Origin of the sequence: Serratia sp. M24T3 (assembly GCF_000257645.1) — a bacterium.
Taxonomy (GTDB): Bacteria; Pseudomonadota; Gammaproteobacteria; order Enterobacterales; family Enterobacteriaceae; genus Rouxiella.
Genome location: NZ_AJHJ01000036.1, coordinates 1 through 19,459, shown reverse-complemented (window position 1 = coordinate 19,459; position 19,459 = coordinate 1). Strand labels below are relative to the sequence as shown.

Genomic DNA, 19,459 nt, shown 5'->3' with positions numbered 1-19,459 from the left:
TCCCCTTTTTTCTACCTACTTCAATCAGGCCTGACTAACAAACGCCTCAAGCGCCTGACGATTAGTCTGTTTGGTATCAACTTTCACATAAGCACTCAGTTCGCTCGCCACCACAACGACATCGGCAACGCCAGGTTGCGATTTCATGCGTGATTCCAGCGACGCGTCTTTAGCCACTTCTTCAGAAAGAGTAATGCGCAGGCTGCTGACATAAGGCGGCTCGGACATGGTCGCACTGACAAAGAACCAAACCAGGGCAATGGCCGCACACACCAGGAATACCGCCCCGGCTCCTGCATGACCAAAAATAAATCCGCCCAGACTGCCGCCGATCGCCACGCCAATAAACTGGCTGGTGGAGTAAAGGCCCATCGCCGTGCCTTTATAGCCTGCTGGAGATTCTTTACTGATTAGCGAAGGCAGAATCGCTTCCATCACGTTAAACGCCAGGAAGAACAGCTGGATACCTGCAATAATTACCCAGAAATGCAGACCGGCAAACCACAGCACCAGTTCCGCAAGCAGGAGAACCGCCACGCAACCCATAAAGACCTGCTTCATGTGGCGTTTTTTCTCGGCATAGATAATAACCGGGATCACCGCGATAAATGACGTCAGCATGGTGATCAGATAAACGCGCCAGTGTTCACTTGGTGGGAAACCGGCACTCTCCATCACTCGAGGTAAGACCACAAAGCTCGACATCAGCAGAATGTGCAGGCAAAGGATACCAAAGTTGAGTTTCAGTAATTTGCTGTTGGTCAACACTTTACTGAAGCTACCTTTTACCATGCTCGATTCACGATTGAGAATATGCGTAGCAGGGGAGGGGACCACGGTTAAAGTGATCACGATGCCGGCAAGTGTCAGGACGGCAATCGCCCAAAACAGCGCGTGCAAACCCCAGGCGTGGGTGATGATTGGGCCTAATACCATCGCGATGGCGAAAGTAATACCGAAGCTGATTCCGATAAAGGCCATAGCCTTGGTGCGGTTCTGCTCGCGAGTCAGGTCTGACATTAGCGCCATGACCGCTGCGGCAATGGCACCCGAGCCTTGCAGCGCACGACCAATAATCACGCCCCAAATGGAATCGGTACTGGCGGCAACGACACTACCTGCCGTGAAGATCAGCAGTCCGAAGACAATAAGCGGTTTACGCCCCATGCGGTCAGAGAGCAGGCCGAACGGGATCTGGAAAATGGCCTGAGCCAGGCCGTAAATACCGATGGCGATACCGATGAGGGTTTCGCTGGCCCCGGATAAAGACATACCGTAAGTGGTTAGAACCGGCAAAACCATGAACATGCCGAGCATGCGTAATGAAAATACCGTCCCTAGTCCCCAGGTTGCCCGACTTTCCTGCCGAGTCATTTGATTATCGTTCATTGCTACCTCAAAATTACAAACAGCGTCATTGTAGTGTTTTCTTTGCGCGCAGGTAAATCGCTGGATGTTTAGCAGATATTTCAGATTTCTCAAGATTGACGAGAATGTTTTTTAAACTGGGGTATTTCAGGCGAGAGATCCAAAAAAAATGGCCGGTAGCGATACCGGCCATTTAACCTTTAACTCAATAGCTTACCAAACGTAGGCCAGCAAGTGATTCGGTGCTGCTGCTGCATTAAAGTCGACAGACATCATGACACTCAGTGAAGTGATGGCAACGATGGAGAAAACAAACAGCTTTCTTGCCCAAACGATGTCATTTTCAGTTTTGTATCCGCGCAGAGCCATGCCCAACCACCAAACGCTCACTGCCGCTGCGACGATCAGGTATTTATAACCTGCGTAACCGCTGAGTGTCAGCATCAAAGTGGCGATCATAAAGGCCAGGATCCAGACCGTAATATGATGCTTGGCGACTGCAACGCCTTTAACTACCGGCAGAACCGGAATGTTGGCTGCCTGATAATCTTTAAAGCGGAAGATGGCTATCGCATAGGAATGCGGCATCTGCCACAGGCTGAAGATCAGCAACAGGATCAACGCACCGGTATCGAACTGGCCGCTTACGGCACAGTATCCGATAACCGGCGGCGCTGCGCCGGATAAGCTACCAATCAGCGTGCCGTAGACTGAGTGGCGTTTCATGTACAGGCTATAAATCCCGACATAAACCACAAAGCCCATTACCGCCAACCACATAGACAATGGGTTGGCGCCAACGTACAGCAGTGCGAAGCCTAAAATACCCAGGATAGTAGCGTAAACCAGGGTGGTTTTCGGCGGTATAAGTCCTTTTACCAGGACTCGGTTCTTCGTTCTTTCCATTACCTTGTCGATGTCGCGGTCTATGTAGTTGTTAAACACACAGCCTGAAGCGACAACCAACGAGACGCCAACAAACGCAGCGAGAAAGAGAGGGAAATCGATGCTTCCTTTGGAAGCAAGGAGGAATCCCCCGACGACAGAAATTAAATTACCGAAAATAATTCCTGGCTTAGTTACTTGCAGGTATTTCTTAATCATCACATGCAGCTCGGCTTTTAACTGACCATCATATTGAGGTTGAGGTTATACATAATCCACAGTGAGCCCACAACAACGATAAAGATAATCACAGCGGTGAACAGGAACGCAATCAGGTTCCAGCGTCCTTCCGATGATGTATTCATATGCAGGAAATACACCAGATGGACCACGATCTGGATTATCGCTGAAGCAATGACTGTTCCCAGAATTAACGAGTGTGATGCAGTGTTGCTCATCACCATCGCAAACGGGATAACCGTCAGGATAATCGATAGAACGAAGCCAATCATGTAAGACTTGAAGCTGCCGTGGCTTGCGCCGCCGTGGGAAGTTGCTGAATGACTCATCCCAGGACCCCCATCAGATAAACAACGGTGAATACACAAATCCATACAACATCAAGGAAGTGCCAGAACAGGCTCAGACACATCAGACGTGTTTGGTTAGTCGGGGTCAAGCCACGACGGCTGATTTGAACGATCATGGTGATGATCCAAATCAGGCCGCAGGTTACGTGCAGACCGTGAGTAGCAACCAGTGCAAAGAATGCAGACAGGAAGCCACTGCGATCCGGACCGAAACCTTCGCTAATCAGGTGATGGAACTCATAGAGTTCCATGCCGATGAAGCCGAGACCGAACAGGAAGGTAACGAACAGCCAGCCTTTGACAGCGCCCGCGTTACCTTTGCTCATACCCAACATTGCGAAGCCGTAAGTAATAGAACTAAACAGCAGGCAGAAGGTTTCTACCAATACAAACGGCAGTTCGAAAATGTCTTTACCAGAGGGACCACCAGCGGTCCCGTGTACCAGTACTGCGAAGGTTGCAAACAGGCTTGCAAACAACACGCAGTCGCTCATCAGGTAAATCCAGAAGCCAAAGACTTTGGTCTCACCCGCGTCGTGGTGACCATGATCTTCATCATGGACCGCGCTATGGGGATTCAGGGAATCAATTGCCATGTTTCACACCCGCTTTGCTGATATTTTCATAATGTTGGTTTTCGATACGTTCAACTTCTTCAACTGAAACGTAGTAGTCAACATCCTCGTCGAAGCTTTTCCAGATCCAGGTGATAACAACACCGGCGAATCCAGCGATCACTAACCACCACATGTCCCAGATAGCTGCGAAACCGAAGGCCAGGCTGCACACGGCAATTACAAAGCCCGCGCCGCTGTTTTTAGGCATATGAATTTTTTCATATTTAGCCGGTTTCTTGTAAGCAGTACCTTTCTCTTTCATGTCCCAGAACTCATCGCGGTCGTGGATATGTGGCACGATAGCGAAGTTGTAGAACGGAGGAGGAGAAGAAGTTGACCACTCCAGAGTACGAGCACCCCATGGGTCACCGGTCAGGTCGCGATTCAGTTCACGGTCACGTACAGAAACCCAGAACATGATGAAGATACACGCGATACCACAGGCAATCAGGAAGGCACCGAACGCGGCAACACACAGCAAGGTGTGGAACTGCGGGTCAATGTTCTGGCTGATACGACGAGTCATACCCATAAAGCCCAGAGCATACAGCGGCATAAATGCTACGAAGAAGCCGATGATCCAGAACCAGAAGGCACGCACGCCCCATTTTTCGTTCAGCGTAAAGCCGAATGATTTAGGGAACCAGTAAGTCAGACCTGCGAAGCAACCAAATACCACACCGCCGATAATAACGTTATGGAAGTGGGCAATCAGGAACAGACTGTTGTGCAGTACGAAGTCAGCACCTGGAACCGCCAGCAGAACGCCGGTCATACCACCCACGGAGAAGGTGATGATGAAGCCGATGGTCCACAGCATTGCTGCGTTCAGGGTGATACGACCCTGATACATGGTGAACAGCCAGTTGAAGATTTTTACCCCGGTAGGGATAGAAATGATCATCGTCATGATGCCGAAGAAGGCGTTGACGTTTGCGCCTGAACCCATGGTGAAGAAGTGGTGCAGCCAAACAATGAACGCCAGCACGGTGATGGCAATCGTTGCCCATACCAGTGAGGTATAGCCAAACAGGCGTTTCTTGGAGAAGGTTGCGGTAACTTCCGAGAACACACCGAACACTGGCAGGATAAGAATGTACACTTCCGGATGGCCCCAGGCCCAAATCAGGTTGATGTACATCATCATGTTGCCGCCCATATCATTGGTGAAGAAATGGGTGCCCAGATAGCGGTCGAGAGTCAGCAGTGCAATAGTAACGGTCAGGATCGGGAAGGAAATAATGATCAGGACGTTAGTACACAGTGCAGCCCAGGTAAATACCGGCATTTTCATCAGCGGCATACCAGGCGCACGCATCTTCATGATGGTTGCGAAGAAGTTAACACCGGTCAGCAAGGTACCAATACCGGATATCTGTAGACTCCATATCCAGTAATCGACCCCCACCCCAGGGCTATACAGCTTACCTGACAACGGCGGATAGGCCAGCCAACCTGTCTGTGCGAACTCACCAATACCCAGAGAGATATTGATCAGTACCACAGCAACGGCGGTGAACCAGAAGCTGATGTTGTTCAGGAATGGGAAGGCAACGTCACGCGCACCGATTTGCAACGGTACAACTACGTTCATCAGACCGATAACGAAAGGCATCGCCATGAAGAAGATCATGATTACGCCGTGCGCGGTGAAGATCTGGTCGTAGTGGTGCGGTGGCAGGAAGCCGGGACTACCGTCCGATGCCATAACCTGTTGGGTACGCATCATAACGGCATCGGCGAAGCCGCGGATAAGCATGACAATCGCAAGGATGATGTACATGATACCCAGTTTTTTATGGTCAACAGAGGTAATCCACTCTGACCACAGATATTTCCATTTACCGAAATAGGTAATTGCCGCTAACAGGGCGATACCGCCCAAAATGATAGCGCCAACGGTAACCATGACGATAGGTACATCAAATGGAATGTCGTTTAACGTTAGTTTTCCGAACATCTTTTATTCCCCGGCTCCGGCAGTGTGAGACTTGTCACCCATATCCATACCTTTCATGTCTGTACCGGCTGGCATAGACATTGTCTGGCCTGCTGGCATATTCATGTCATGCGAGTACTGATCAATGATTGATTTAAACAAGTCTGGTTGAACGGTAGAGAAGTATTCGACTGGGTTGTCGATACTGTCCGCGGCCAGTTTCTTGAAATCACCCATTGTTGCGAGCTGATTCGGAGCTTGCTTAACTTTAGCAACCCACGTATCAAAATCGGCACGCGTAGGTGTTGCAATAGCGTTGAACTTCATACCAGAGAAGCCGCGACCACTGTAGTTTGCCGAGATGCCTTTATATGTACCAGCTTCATTTGCAATCAAGTGCAATTGAGTCTGCATACCGGCCATCGCGTAAATCTGCCCACCTAACTGCGGGATAAAGAAGGAGTTCATGACAGTGTCAGAAGTCACTTTGAACTGCACAGGAACATCTTTAGGGATCACCAGTTCATTAACCGTCGCGATACCTTGCTCTGGATAAATAAACAACCATTTCCAGTCGAGTGAAACAACTTCGACGGTCATTGGCTTTTCATTGGTAACGATAGGTTTGAACGGATCAAGCTGGTGAGTGGTTTTCCAGGTTATTGTTGCCAGGATGGCGATAATAATAATTGGAATGGTCCATACCACAGCTTCTACTTTGTTGGAGTGTGACCAATTTGGACTGTACTTAGCGTTTGTATTAGAAGCGCGATACTTCCATGCAAAAGCAAAAGCCATAATGATTACTGGTATAACGACGATTAGCATTAAACCAATCGCTGTCAGTATCAGCGTTCTTTGCTCAAGTCCAATTGCTCCCTTGGGATCCAATATTGCCGAATTACAGCCACTCAGTAGAACAGTAGATGCAAATATAGACAACATCCCAATACTTTTATTGTATTTCTTAAGTCTCATCTAACGACCTCAATAACAGGGCTCTATTGTCGCTCATGTGTGCGGGCATTTTACGGGAAGGTTACGGTACTGTAAACACGCTTAAAGCTGTGTAAATGCACGTCCCACACTTTATGTTAACGTTGTCACACATGTTACGGTAAGTGACAATTTCTTTGTGGCAACAGTACCTTGCGCTATTAACCATCACTATGGTGAGGAAAAACAAGGCCTAGCAACGGTATGGATATTTAGTGCTTTTTTTAAATGTTTTATATAGGTAGAAATTATGTAAACAGGATGTTGTAATTTGGTTTAAATAAGATTAAAAAAAACGCTGAAAAAAAAAGGTGGTTGAAACAAGTTGTAAACAGGAAATATTTTTTTAATGTTGTTAAAGCATTAATTGATCCAGATCAGAGTAAATCAAGATATTAACCAAATAACAACAATGATTCCCCAGGATACACAACAATTGTGTATCCCGGAAATTAAGTTAATGAAGGCGAAGTAACCGCAAATGCTAATGAGAGTGTAGAAGGGATTATCAATCGCGCCAGAATTTCGCTAAATTCTTTGCTGTCGGCGCAGGGCGAGGAAATCGAGCGTGCTGCCCAGTAAGATGCCCACCACGGCAAATAAGGCTCCTGCCTGCATAATTTTAACCGCCAGTGACGATGCATGGGTCCAGTTAAGCCCATCGGTAATCAGCATTAATACCCACAGTGCCAGCATTAAACTGCCGATTAACAGCAAACGCAGCGCCCAGCGATACGACACGGGGAAATGAATGCGCGGTAAAAAGGAGTCAGTTTTTTGTGCGTGCTCAAGGGTTTGGCGGCACAGCGCCAGCAGCAGCAAGCCAGGTACGGAAGCTACGATAGAGAACAGGTAGAACAGTGGCCAGCCGTGAGCCTCGACAAACCAGCCCGCTATTGGCCCGACATAGACTCTGCCCACCGCCGAAAGCGCCGAAAGCAGTGCAAACTGGGTTGCCGAGAATGATTTGTTGCACAGCGCCATCAGCAGCGCGACAAACGCCGCCGTTCCCATCCCGCCGCACAGGTTTTCAAAGAAGATAGCCGTGCCCATCGAATAAAGGTGTTTGTCGGTAATCGCCAAAATCCAGTAACCGGCGTTTGATATTCCCTGCAAGATGCCGAACAGCATCAACGCGCGAAACAGGCTCAGGCGCTGCATTAATACCCCGCCGAGCAGTGCGCCGACGATGGTGGCCAACAGCCCCAATGTTTTATTTACCAGCCCGACTTCACCGGCATCAAAGCCAACGCCGCGGATCAAAAAGGTGGTGCTCAGGCTGCCTGCGAAGGCATCGCCGAGTTTGTACATTACGATTAACAGTAAAATCAGCCACGCATTGTTGCGACCAAAAAAATCTTTCAACGGTGCTACCACCGCCATTTCCAGCGTAGCGGGAGCAGGTTGATGGATATCAGGTTCGGGGGCAAACAGCGTTGCAGCCACGCCTATAAGCATCAACACGGCCATCAGCCAGTAAGTATGTTGCCAGCCGAGATAGCGGTCGGCCAGCCACAGCGCCAATCCACCTGATACCAACATCGCCAGACGATAGCCCAGTACTGAAACCGCTGCACCGTTACCGCGCTCCTCGGCGCTAAGTAGATCGGTTTTATAGGCGTCGAATACGATGTCTTGAGAAGCAGAGGCAAAGGCTATGAGCACTGCCAGCGCTGCGAGCCAGAATAAATTACGCGTAGGGTCCATAAATCCCATGGCAAAAATCGCGACTACCAGCAACAGCTGCGTAACGACCAGCCAGCCTCGGCGGCGTCCAAGAAAGCTTGGCGTATAGCGGTCCATCATCGGCGACCAGAGGAATTTAAACACGTAGGCCTGACCGACTAGCGAGAAGATACCGATGGTTTTGAGATCCAGATTATCGACTGTCATCCAGGCCTGTAGCGTGCCGGAGGTCAGCGCCAGAGGTAAGCCGGAAGCAAAGCCCAAAAGCAGCAGGATCGCGGTATTACGTTGGGTAAAAATTGAAAAGTACTGTTTTAGCATGGCATCCGTATTCCCGCAGGCCGTTGAAAAGGGGGCTCAAGGGCATGATAAAGGATAAACGCGGATAATAAAGGAGGGAATCGATGGGGAATGCCAAAGGGAACCGTAAAATCAAAGTCTTCTGCCCGACAGTTGCCGGGCAGAAGCGGGCAGGAATTAGTGTGAGTTCGCCTTGATAAAGTCGCTCACGCTGGTGTCCTGTGCCATATCAGAGATAACGTCACCCAGCGCAGTATTGACTACGTTGGTGATTTTGGAATCGGTCGCGGTGAATGCGCCCTGAACGTTATAGCTGGTGTTGTAGTTCTTGACCTGCTTGTTGCCGTTTTTCGCAGTAGCGATGATAGAGATATCGGCTTTGGTGGTGATGTTGTAACGCAGGTTGCCTTCCTGGACGTCGGCATACAGTTTGTTAACCACGATTTGCAAGTCAACGGCGCCGTCAGGACCAATCATATAGCCGCGAGCGGTCATCTGTTTTTCCAGCGCTTCTTGCAGCAGGAAACGCATGTCACGAGAAGGGGTCAGTGAGACCAGTTGTCCGTCGCGATTAACTTTGGCCAGCGCTTTGTCCTGACGCACGTCGGCACCATTGATGCTAATGGTCACGCCCATCAGGGATGGGTCCTGTGTAGGCAAGGCGATTTTAGGCGAAATGTTCAGGGTGTTGCTGCTGGTAGCACAGCCTGCAAGCATAAAGAGTGCCAGTGCAGGGAAAAGGATTTTTTTCAACATATTCATGTTCTCAATTTTCCATCTTTTCAAAGTCAGGATTTGACGTTTTTTGATTGTAGAATGGGCAGCATCATAGCATTGCGGATATTCGGCTTGCCATGAGATTGGACCGCTAAAACGATGAATTTATCGCGGAGAAGCAAAAAATTAGCCCTATGGCGTACTAAATTGTGTCTCAAACTACCTTTTTGTTCACATAAGTAATATTTTCTTTTTGAAAGAAAGAATAAAACAGAAAACCGCCTACTATTTAAGGTAAGACGGCGAAATAGTTGGGCGCAGTTCTCTGTAAAACGTGTTTTTAAGGAGATGGCTATGATTCGCGAGCAAATAGAAGCAAAGTTGGCAGCTGCGTTTGAACCCACGCATCTGGATGTCACAGACGAAAGTTATCGCCACAACGTGCCTGCTGGGTCAGAGAGCCATTTCAAGGTGGTGTTGGTAAGCGATAAGTTTGTAGGCGAGCGTTTTTTACAACGTCACCGCTCAATTTATTCTGTGCTGTCGGAAGAATTGGCAGGAAGCGTGCACGCTCTGGCATTGCACACTTACACGCTTAAGGAATGGGAAGGGTTACAGGATACGGTTCCGGCATCTCCGCCGTGCCGTGGTGCAGGAACTCTTGCATAAAACAGAGATCTTTCTGCAAAAATCACCCTAAATCGCTATTAATCGACGGTATCTCTGGAACTTTCCCCCCGAGTTGCTGTATTAGTAGAAGCGAATTTTGAAACGGCCTGCGGGCCGTTTTTGTTTTTAAGGCGATGATGTCGCGTTTTTTTGATTTCAAGACACGCATCCTCGACGTGCCGCCGTTGCGCCGCTATAATGTCGCGTCTTATTTTTCCGGAATGGTTTCGGGACTTCCTCGAACACTGAGCCAGGGATCTGCTTAGTGCAGTGCATCCCGGTTCGGGGTTGACCGAGCACTTTGATTTTTTTGAGGTAACAAGATGCAAGTTTCTGTTGAAACCACTCAAGGCCTTGGTCGCCGTATCGCTATTACTGTTCCTGCTGAAAGCATTGAAAAAGCAGTAAAAAGCGAGCTGGCAAAAGCGTCTAAAACTGTACGTATCGACGGCTTCCGTAAGGGCAAAGTTCCACACAACGTTATCGAACAGCGTTACGGCGCAAGCGTTCGCCAGGACGTGTTGGGCGATATGATGCAACGCAGCTTTGTTGATGCGATCATCAAAGAAAAAATCAACCCAGCTGGCGCGCCGAACTATGTTCCAGGCGAATACAAGCAGGGCGAAGATTTCAACTTCACCGTTGAATTCGAAGTTTACCCAGAAGTAGAACTGAAAGATCTGGAAAACATCGAAGTAGAAAAACCGGTTGTTGAAGTTAACGAAGCAGATGTTGACACCATGCTGGAAACCCTGCGCAAGCAACAGGCTGACTGGAAAGACTCTGAAGCTGCTGTTGAAGCTGAAGATCGCGTGACTGTAGATTTCTCTGGTTCTATCGACGGTGAAGAATTCGAAGGCGGCAAAGCTTCTGATTTCGTACTGGCTATGGGCCAGGGCCGCATGATCCCAGGCTTCGAAGAAGGTCTGGTCGGTCACAAAGCCGGTGAAGAATTCACCATCGACGTAAACTTCCCGGAAGATTACCACGCTGAAAACCTGAAAGGTAAAGAAGCCAAGTTCGCTATCGTTCTGAAGAAAGTTGAAACCCGCGTTCTGCCAGAACTGACTGAAGAATTCATCAAACGTTTCGGCGTGGCTGATGGTTCTGTAGACGGTCTGCGTGCTGAAGTGCGTAAAAATATGGATCGTGAGCTGAAAGGCGCGGTGCGTAACCGTATCAAGACTCAGGCCATCGAAGGCTTGGTTAAAGCTAACGAAATCGACGTGCCGGCTGCCCTGATTGACAGCGAAGTTGACGTTCTGCGTCAGCAGGCTGCACAGCGTTTCGGCGGCAACGAGAAGCAAGCCCTGGAACTGCCACGTGAGCTGTTCGAAGAGCAAGCCAAGCGTCGCGTTGTTGTTGGTCTGTTGCTGGGCGAAGTTATCAGCCAGCACGAACTGAAAGCTGACGAAGATCGCGTTAAAGCGCTGATCGAAGAAATGGCTTCCGCTTACGAAGATCCATCAGAAGTTGTTGAGTTCTACAGCAAAAATAAAGAGCTGATGAACAACATGCGTAACGTCGCGCTGGAAGAACAAGCCGTCGAAACCCTGCTGTCCAAAGCTAAAGTGACTGAAAAAGCCACGACCTTTACCGAGCTGATGAACCAGACCACTCAGGCTTAATTGTCCAGAGATCATCCCCCGTCCCTTTAATGGAGCGAGTCGATGAGGTCTTGAAAGCCCGTAGTTTGCGCTACGGGCTTTTTTATTTTGCCTATTCTGGCTTTGGACTGGTTTTTTAGATAGCGACTGCTCTATATTTAAGGGACGTTGCGCTATATTTATCAGAGTGATAACCGAAAAAAGCCGGTCAGCACAATAAGTGAGCTATTTGCTGACTTAATGGTTAAGGTAAGCAAAAGAATTCGTCGCAAGGCTTGAAATCTTGCGCTCTCTCCCCAATTGTCTAGTGCTACAAGGGTAACTTTGCTGTTAGCTTCTGACTGATAACCACCGTCAGCCGTGTATGTGGCGACTTGGCCGCTTGAGCATAGTCATCATCGCTTATCTCAAGTAGAATCGGTTTCAACTCGCGCTAAAGAGAATTCTATTAGGAGACGGTTATGTCATACAGTGGTGAAAGAGAACAATTTGCGCCAAACATGGCCTTAGTACCGATGGTTGTAGAGCAGACTTCACGCGGTGAGCGCTCTTACGATATTTTTTCCCGCCTGTTAAAGGAACGTATCATCTTCCTGACTGGCCAGGTTGAAGACCATATGGCTAACCTGATTGTGGCCCAGATGCTGTTTCTGGAAGCCGAAAACCCAGAGAAAGATATCTATCTTTATATCAACTCTCCGGGCGGTGTGATCACCGCAGGGATGTCAATCTATGACACCATGCAGTTCATCAAGCCTGATGTCAGCACTATTTGTATGGGCCAGGCCTGTTCAATGGGCTCATTCCTGCTGACCGCCGGTGCTAAAGGCAAACGTTACGCGCTGCCAAACTCACGCGTGATGATTCACCAGCCGCTGGGCGGTTTCCAGGGCCAGGCAACCGATATCGACATTCACGCCAGAGAAATCCTGAAAGTGAAAAACCGCATGAACACGCTGATGGCGCAACATACGGGCAAATCTCTTGAAGAAATAGAGCGTGACACTGAGCGAGATCGTTTCCTGTCAGCCAGTGAAGCTGTAGAGTATGGCTTAGTGGATAAAGTAATGACTCATCGCGGCGAACTCTAACAGGCAATTTTCTGCTGGCGCGATGGTCTATAGTTAAACTCATACCGACGTTTTTGTGCGGCGGCGATAAATCGCCGCCCAATGCTTTACCCAAGGCACAATGTATGAGTGAATTGTTCAATAGACATCAGCATGTGTGCGTCAGTGAGTGACATGTCTGTTGGGTTAAATGGTCGTACCGCCGTGAGTTGTCCGCGGGACAAAGATTAAAGAAGAGGTTTACTGATGACAGATAAGCGCAAAGACGGTTCAGGAAAGCTGCTGTACTGCTCTTTTTGCGGCAAAAGCCAGCATGAAGTGCGAAAGCTGATTGCCGGGCCGTCAGTGTATATCTGCGATGAATGTGTCGATTTATGTAATGACATTATTCGCGAAGAGATTAAAGAGGTCGCACCGCATCGCGAACGCAGCGCGCTGCCGACTCCACACGAAATCCGCGAACACCTCGATGACTATGTTATCGGTCAGGAACCTGCGAAGAAAGTTCTGGCTGTTGCGGTTTATAACCACTACAAACGCTTGCGCAATGGCGACTCCAGCAATGGTATCGAACTTGGCAAGAGCAACATTCTGCTGATCGGCCCGACCGGTAGCGGTAAAACGCTGTTGGCTGAAACGCTGGCTCGTTTCCTGGATGTGCCATTTACCATGGCCGATGCCACCACGCTGACCGAAGCCGGTTACGTGGGTGAAGACGTCGAAAACATCATTCAGAAGCTGTTGCAGAAATGTGATTACGACGTACAGAAAGCTCAGCGCGGCATTGTCTATATCGATGAAATTGATAAGATTTCTCGTAAGTCTGACAACCCGTCTATCACCCGTGACGTTTCGGGCGAGGGCGTGCAGCAGGCGCTGTTGAAACTGATCGAAGGTACTGTGGCTGCCGTTCCTCCTCAGGGCGGACGTAAGCATCCACAGCAGGAGTTCTTGCAGGTTGATACCTCAAAAATCCTGTTTATCTGCGGCGGCGCATTTGCTGGTTTGGATAAAGTTATCGGCCAACGTCTGAATACCAGCACCGGTATCGGTTTTGGCGCAGTGGTTAAAGGCAAGTCAGAGAAAGCAACGGAAGGGCAGTTGCTGGCTCAGGCAGAACCTGAGGATTTGATCAAGTTTGGTCTGATCCCTGAGTTCATTGGTCGTCTGCCCGTCGTGGCAACGCTGAGCGAACTGAGTGAAGACGCGCTGATTCAAATCTTGAAAGAACCAAAAAATGCCCTGACTAAACAATATCAGGCATTGTTCAACCTTGAAGGCGTTGAGCTTGAGTTCCGCGATGAAGCATTGATTGCAATCGCGAAAAAGGCGATGGATCGCAAAACAGGTGCTCGTGGTCTGCGTTCTATTGTTGAAGCTGCTTTACTGGATACGATGTACGATCTGCCATCTCTTGACAGTGTGGACAAAGTCGTTGTTGATGAGTCCGTCATTGCGGGGCAATCTGAACCTCTGATGATTTATGGCAAACCTGAGGCGCAACAAGCTTCTGGTGAATAAATAGCCAGCTTTACAGACGTTTAGTGGAGAAATGGGGGATTTTTTCCCCCATTTTTTTTCCTCGCATTCTTGTCGTTGAATGTCAGATATTCATCCCCATATACTCAGTTAACTACTTGCTGAAACCCGCTGACTCGTGTTTCACGAGATTTCCTTAACCTGGCGGAAGCTAAACTAAGAGAGAGCTCTATGAACCCTGAGCGTTCCGAACGCATAGAAATCCCCGTATTGCCTCTGCGCGATGTGGTGGTTTATCCGCACATGGTGATCCCGCTGTTCGTTGGCCGGGAGAAATCGATTCGCTGTCTTGAAGCGGCAATGGACAATGATAAAAAAATCATGCTCGTTGCGCAAAAAGAGGCCTCGACGGATGAGCCTGGTATCAACGATTTGTTCTCAGTGGGCACCGTAGCCTCTATTTTACAGATGCTTAAACTTCCAGATGGAACCGTCAAAGTTCTGGTTGAAGGTTTACAGCGCGCCCGCATCACGACACTGTCCGACAGCGGTGAACACTTTGCTGCCCAGGCCGAATACCTGGAATCGCCAGCGGTTGACGAGCGTGAGCAGGAAGTTCTGGTACGTACGGCTATTAATCAGTTTGAAGGTTATATCAAGCTGAACAAAAAAATCCCGCCGGAAGTCCTGACTTCACTGAACAGCATCGAAGACGCGGCACGCCTGGCGGATACTATCGCTGCGCATATGCCATTGAAGCTGGTCGACAAACAGTCGGTGCTCGAGATGTTCGATATTACCGAACGTCTGGAATACCTGATGGCGATGATGGAATCGGAAATCGACCTGTTACAGGTTGAGAAACGTATCCGCAATCGCGTCAAAAAACAGATGGAAAAAAGCCAGCGCGAGTACTATCTGAATGAGCAAATGAAAGCTATTCAGAAAGAGTTGGGCGAGATGGACGACGCGCCCGACGAGCATGAAGCGCTGAAACGCAAAATCGATGCGGCAAAAATGCCAAAAGACGCGCGTGAAAAAACAGAAGCCGAGCTGCAAAAGCTGAAAATGATGTCACCAATGTCCGCCGAAGCCACAGTAGTCCGTGGTTACATCGACTGGATGCTTCAGGTGCCATGGAACGCGCGCAGTAAAGTGAAAAAAGACCTGCGTAAGGCGCAGGAGGTACTGGATACCGACCACTTTGGTCTGGAGCGGGTGAAAGACCGTATCCTCGAGTACCTCGCAGTGCAGACGCGCGTCAGCAAAATCAAAGGGCCGATCCTTTGTCTGGTAGGGCCTCCGGGTGTGGGTAAAACCTCTCTGGGGCAGTCCATTGCTCGCGCAACCGGTCGTGAATATGTGCGTATGGCACTGGGTGGCGTGCGTGACGAAGCGGAAATTCGCGGTCACCGTCGTACCTATATCGGTTCTATGCCAGGCAAACTGATCCAGAAAATGGCGAAAGTTGGCGTTAAGAACCCACTGTTCCTGCTTGATGAAATCGACAAAATGTCTTCCGACATGCGTGGCGATCCGGCATCGGCTTTACTGGAAGTACTTGATCCAGAACAGAACGTGGCCTTTAACGACCACTATCTGGAAGTCGACTACGATTTGTCGGACGTGATGTTTGTCGCGACCTCTAACTCGATGAACATACCGGCACCGCTGCTTGACCGTATGGAAGTCATTCGTTTGTCGGGCTACACCGAAGACGAAAAGCTGAACATTGCCAAACAGCACCTGTTGCCAAAACAGATCGAGCGTAACGCGCTGAAGAAAAACGAGCTGACGGTTGAAGACAGCGCGATTATCGGCATTATTCGCTTCTACACCCGTGAAGCCGGCGTGCGTAGCCTGGAACGTGAAATTTCCAAGCTGTGCCGCAAAGCAGTTAAACAACTGCTGCTGGACAAGACCCTGAAGCACATCGTCATTAATGGCGATAACCTTAAAGACTATCTGGGCGTGCAGAAGGTTGATTACGGCCGTGCTGACACTGAAAACCGCGTAGGACAGGTCACTGGCCTGGCGTGGACCGAAGTGGGCGGCGAGTTACTGACCATTGAAACCGCCTGTGTTCCGGGCAAAGGCAAGCTGACCTACACCGGTTCATTGGGTGAAGTGATGCAAGAGTCGATTCAGGCTGCCTTGACAGTGGTTCGCGCGCGTGCAGACAAGCTGGGTATTAACCCTGACTTCTACGAAAAACGTGATATTCACGTTCACGTACCAGAAGGGGCGACGCCGAAAGACGGTCCAAGTGCCGGTATTGCAATGTGTACCGCGCTGGTTTCTTGCCTGACCGGTAACCCGGTGCGTGCCGATGTTGCAATGACTGGCGAGATAACCTTGCGTGGTTTGGTATTGCCAATCGGTGGCCTGAAAGAAAAACTGTTGGCCGCACATCGCGGTGGTATCAAAGTGGTGTTGATCCCGGACGATAACAAACGCGATCTGGAAGAGATCCCAGACAACGTATTAGCAGATCTGGAGATTCATCCGGTCAAGCGTATCGATGACGTATTGAACTTTGCGCTGCAAAATCCAGCGTTTGGTGCACTGCCTGTCGCTGCGAAATAGTGACCTGATGCATAAAGTGTAAGTAAAACTGAGGCTGGCAAGTGAATTCCTACTTGCCAGCTTTTTTTTGTGCCGTTAAGTTAGTAAGCCATGTCAGACGGGGGCAACGGTTTCTGGGTAGCTTGCATACCCCTGACAAGCTTGATATAACAGCTGCGCTGTCACGTCCGTAGGGAAATTTCGGCGTGACGATAGAATTTTAAGAGGGGATGAAAACGTGAATAAGTCACAACTGATCGACAAAATTGCAGCCGGTGCGGATATTTCTAAAGCGGCCGCTGGACGTGTGCTGGACGCGGTGCTTGCATCGGTAACTGATTCTCTGAAAGCCGGGGAAGAAGTTGCACTGGTAGGATTCGGTACTTTTGCAGTTCGTGAGCGCTCTGCTCGCACTGGCCGTAACCCGCAAACCGGTAAAGAAATCAGTATTCCGGCTGCCAAAGTACCTGGCTTCCGCGCAGGTAAATCTTTGAAAGATGCGGTAAACGGATAATTACTAACAATAACCTGACGTCACAGGGTTGGTAAGGTAATATATAAGGCGCATCTTGGAGATGCGCTTTTTTTACTTTTGCGAGCCAGCACGCAGAGTGGCTCATGTTTTAGACATTGCCTGTTAACAGTGATTCTTTTGAACACCACTCGAAACGAAGTGTCAGTGTAAACACGCAGTTTATTGTGCAACACCCTGAAGGGTGTCACAGGGATCGTTGGTATCATCCACGCAGCCCAAGTTTTAAACCCCAAATACAGCGGAGTGTTGCTTCACTATGATGGACAACTTACGCGCGGCAGCTAATCACGTCGTGCTCAAAATCATTCTTGGTCTGATCGTTTTATCTTTTGTTTTGACCGGTGTTGGCAATTACTTAATCGGTGGGTCTAGCGACTATGCGGCGAAAGTAAACGGCCAGGAAATCAGCCGTGCACAGCTTGACGACGCTGTTCAGAATCAGCGCAGCCGTTTGCAGCAGCAGCTTGGTGACCAGTTCGCTGCGCTAGCCGGTAGCGAAGGTTACATGCAGCAACTGCGTCAGCAGTCACTTAACAACCTGATTGACGTCACCCTTCTCGAGCAGTACTCACAAAAATTGGGCGTGACCGTGAGTGATCAGCAAATCAAAGATGCGATTCTGGCCACTCCTCAGTTCCAGACCAACAATCGTTTTGATAATGCCAAATATCTGCAAACCGTGCAGGGTATGGGTTATACCGCGGATAACTTCGCACAGCTGATGAAGAAGCAGCTGGTCAGCCAACAGTTAGCTCAGGCTTATGGCGATTCTGATTTCGTGCTGCCGGTTGAAACCAAATCCATGGCCGAGCTGGTGCTGCAGGAGCGCGATGTCCACACGGCAACTTTCGACACTGACACTCTCGCTGCCAAACAGCAGGCGAGCGACAGCGAATTACAGGCTTTCTACGACCAGCACAAAGAGCAGTTTGTTGCTCCAGAACAAATGAAAGTTAGCTACATCGAAATGGATGCGGCAGCGATGCAGGGCAAGATTCAGGTCACCGATGCGGATGTCGAGGCTTACTATGACCAGCATAAAAGCGAATTTGGCCAGCCGGAACGCCGTCGTTACAGCGTTATTGTGGCTAAAGATCAGGCCGATGCCCAGGCTATCGACACTCAGCTGAAAAGTGGTGCCGATTTTGCCGAGCTGGCAAAAACCAAGTCTATCGATACCCTTAGTGGCAAGAAGGGCGGTGATTTGGGTTGGATGGAGCCAGAAACCACGCTGCCAGAATTCAAAAGCGCTAACTTGACCACCAAAGGCCAGACCGCTGGTGTAATCAAATCCGACAGCGGTTACTTCATTCTGCGTCTGGTTGATATCGTGCCAGAGCAGGTAAAACCGCTGGCTCAGGTGCACGACGGTATTGTAGACAAGCTCAAGCAAGAGAAAGCGCTGGATGCTTACTATGCACTTCAGCAGAAAGTTAGCGATGCTGCGAGCAACGACAACGAATCTCTGGCATCTGCCGAGAAAGCCGCCGGAACTCAGGCTGCGCATACCGACTGGTTTACTCAGCAGAATATCCCTGCAGCTATTAACTTCAAGCCAGTAGATCAGGTGCTATTTGACGGTTCACTGCTCGGCCATGACAACGCGCCAGGCAGCAATTCCGACGTCATTACCGTTGATGGTGACCGTGCCTTCGTCGTTCGCGTTGACTCTCATAAAGCGGCCGGTATCAAGCCATTCGCCGAAGTGAAAGATCAGGTAGCGACCTTGGTGAAACGCCAGAAAGCAGCCGATCAGGCTCGTATCGATGCGCAAAAATTGTTGGTGGCACTGAAAGAAGGCAAAGGCGATGATGCACTGAAAGCCGCCGGTGTCAGTTTCGGCGGCGTACAAAAAGTACAGCGTACTGCCCAGCCGTCAGATTTCGAGCAAAATGTTTATGCATTGCCACAGGCGACTGCAGACAAACCAAGCTACGGAATTTCTCAGGACAACAATGGCAATACGGTTCTGATTAAGTTGACGGCAGTCACTCAGGGCAAATTACCTGATGCTGAAGCCAGTCAATTTGCTCAGCAGTTGCAACAGACTTCTTCCAACAATACCTTTGATGCGCTGTTAGCTAGTCTGCGCCATCAGGCAAAAGTGAAGTATGGTGCTGCCGCGCAGAATCAGTAAATTTGCGAGGCTTCACGGAGCCTGAGTGCAACACTCTGCAATACCTAAAGGCCGCTTTCGCGGCCTTTTCCATTTCTGACTTCTGCCGTTTGTTATTCAATTCCCATTGCGACACTCTGTCCGTGCTGTCAACAACACGGAGGATTACAGCATGAAAAAACTATCAATCACTACCCTGACACTAGCTTTGGGACTCGCAGTTATGCCGTTAAGCGTGCAGGCTGCGACAGAAAGCGCGGCTAAAGCTACGACCTCGACCAGTGTCGAAAAATCGGTAAGCAAAGACAAAAAAGCCGCTA

15 protein-coding genes are annotated in these 19,459 nt (G+C 49.5%); 7 read left to right on the top strand and 8 right to left on the bottom strand.

The window, feature by feature from the left end:
• Positions 1 to 24: 24 nt before the first annotated feature.
• The 8 genes from SPM24T3_RS20035 to SPM24T3_RS20000 form a co-directional block, all read right to left on the bottom strand.
• On the bottom strand, positions 25 to 1,389 hold the full coding sequence (locus SPM24T3_RS20035; protein WP_009638641.1) for an MFS transporter: 1,365 nt from the start codon (positions 1,387 to 1,389) through the stop codon (positions 25 to 27).
• A 192-nt stretch (positions 1,390 to 1,581) separates the two neighbouring features.
• Entirely contained in the window at positions 1,582 to 2,472 is an 891-nt protein-coding gene (gene cyoE / locus SPM24T3_RS20030; protein WP_037379263.1) for a heme o synthase, read from the bottom strand.
• 17 nt (positions 2,473 to 2,489) lie between these two features.
• Positions 2,490 to 2,822 carry a cytochrome o ubiquinol oxidase subunit IV gene (locus SPM24T3_RS20025; RefSeq protein WP_009638639.1) on the bottom strand — a complete coding sequence of 111 codons (333 nt, stop codon included), beginning with the start codon at positions 2,820 to 2,822 and terminating at the stop codon, positions 2,490 to 2,492.
• Positions 2,819 to 3,439 (bottom strand): cytochrome o ubiquinol oxidase subunit III, encoded by a 621-nt coding sequence (locus SPM24T3_RS20020; protein WP_009638638.1) that lies wholly within the window; start codon positions 3,437 to 3,439, stop codon positions 2,819 to 2,821. The genes SPM24T3_RS20025 and SPM24T3_RS20020 overlap by 4 nt, the downstream gene beginning before the upstream one ends.
• Positions 3,429 to 5,420: a cytochrome o ubiquinol oxidase subunit I gene (gene cyoB / locus SPM24T3_RS20015; protein ID WP_009638637.1), complete on the bottom strand. Its 1,992-nt coding sequence runs from the start codon at positions 5,418 to 5,420 to the stop codon at positions 3,429 to 3,431. Before cyoB ends, SPM24T3_RS20020 begins: the two co-directional genes overlap by 11 nt.
• A gap of 3 nt (positions 5,421 to 5,423) precedes the next feature.
• Positions 5,424 to 6,377, bottom strand: a complete 954-nt coding sequence (cyoA, locus tag SPM24T3_RS20010; RefSeq protein ID WP_009638636.1) for a cytochrome o ubiquinol oxidase subunit II — start codon at positions 6,375 to 6,377, stop codon at positions 5,424 to 5,426.
• 546 nt (positions 6,378 to 6,923) lie between these two features.
• Entirely contained in the window at positions 6,924 to 8,402 is a 1,479-nt protein-coding gene (gene ampG / locus SPM24T3_RS20005; protein WP_009638635.1) for a muropeptide MFS transporter AmpG, read from the bottom strand.
• A 156-nt stretch (positions 8,403 to 8,558) separates the two neighbouring features.
• The gene (locus SPM24T3_RS20000) at positions 8,559 to 9,137 is read right to left on the bottom strand and encodes a lipoprotein (protein ID WP_009638634.1); all 579 of its coding nucleotides are present in this window, start codon (positions 9,135 to 9,137) and stop codon (positions 8,559 to 8,561) included.
• Between the two features lie 315 nt (positions 9,138 to 9,452).
• Here SPM24T3_RS20000 and bolA point away from each other — a divergent pair, with 315 nt between their 5' ends.
• The 7 genes from bolA (at position 9,453) to ppiD (ending at position 19,160) form a co-directional block, all read left to right on the top strand.
• Entirely contained in the window at positions 9,453 to 9,767 is a 315-nt protein-coding gene (gene bolA / locus SPM24T3_RS19995; protein ID WP_009638633.1) for a transcriptional regulator BolA, read from the top strand.
• A gap of 323 nt (positions 9,768 to 10,090) precedes the next feature.
• Entirely contained in the window at positions 10,091 to 11,395 is a 1,305-nt protein-coding gene (tig, locus tag SPM24T3_RS19990; protein WP_009638632.1) for a trigger factor, read from the top strand.
• 440 nt (positions 11,396 to 11,835) lie between these two features.
• Complete coding sequence (gene clpP, locus SPM24T3_RS19985; protein ID WP_009638631.1) at positions 11,836 to 12,465, top strand: ATP-dependent Clp endopeptidase proteolytic subunit ClpP; 630 nt, start codon at positions 11,836 to 11,838, stop codon at positions 12,463 to 12,465.
• Between the two features lie 225 nt (positions 12,466 to 12,690).
• Positions 12,691 to 13,965 carry an ATP-dependent protease ATP-binding subunit ClpX gene (gene clpX / locus SPM24T3_RS19980; protein WP_009638630.1) on the top strand — a complete coding sequence of 425 codons (1,275 nt, stop codon included), beginning with the start codon at positions 12,691 to 12,693 and terminating at the stop codon, positions 13,963 to 13,965.
• Positions 13,966 to 14,154: 189 nt separating this feature from the next.
• Entirely contained in the window at positions 14,155 to 16,509 is a 2,355-nt protein-coding gene (gene lon / locus SPM24T3_RS19975; protein ID WP_009638629.1) for an endopeptidase La, read from the top strand.
• Positions 16,510 to 16,726: 217 nt separating this feature from the next.
• The gene (gene hupB / locus SPM24T3_RS19970; RefSeq protein WP_009638628.1) at positions 16,727 to 17,002 is read left to right on the top strand and encodes a nucleoid-associated protein HU-beta; all 276 of its coding nucleotides are present in this window, start codon (positions 16,727 to 16,729) and stop codon (positions 17,000 to 17,002) included.
• A gap of 277 nt (positions 17,003 to 17,279) precedes the next feature.
• Entirely contained in the window at positions 17,280 to 19,160 is a 1,881-nt protein-coding gene (gene ppiD, locus SPM24T3_RS19965) for a peptidylprolyl isomerase (protein ID WP_009638627.1), read from the top strand.
• The last annotated feature ends 299 nt before the right edge of the window (positions 19,161 to 19,459 follow it).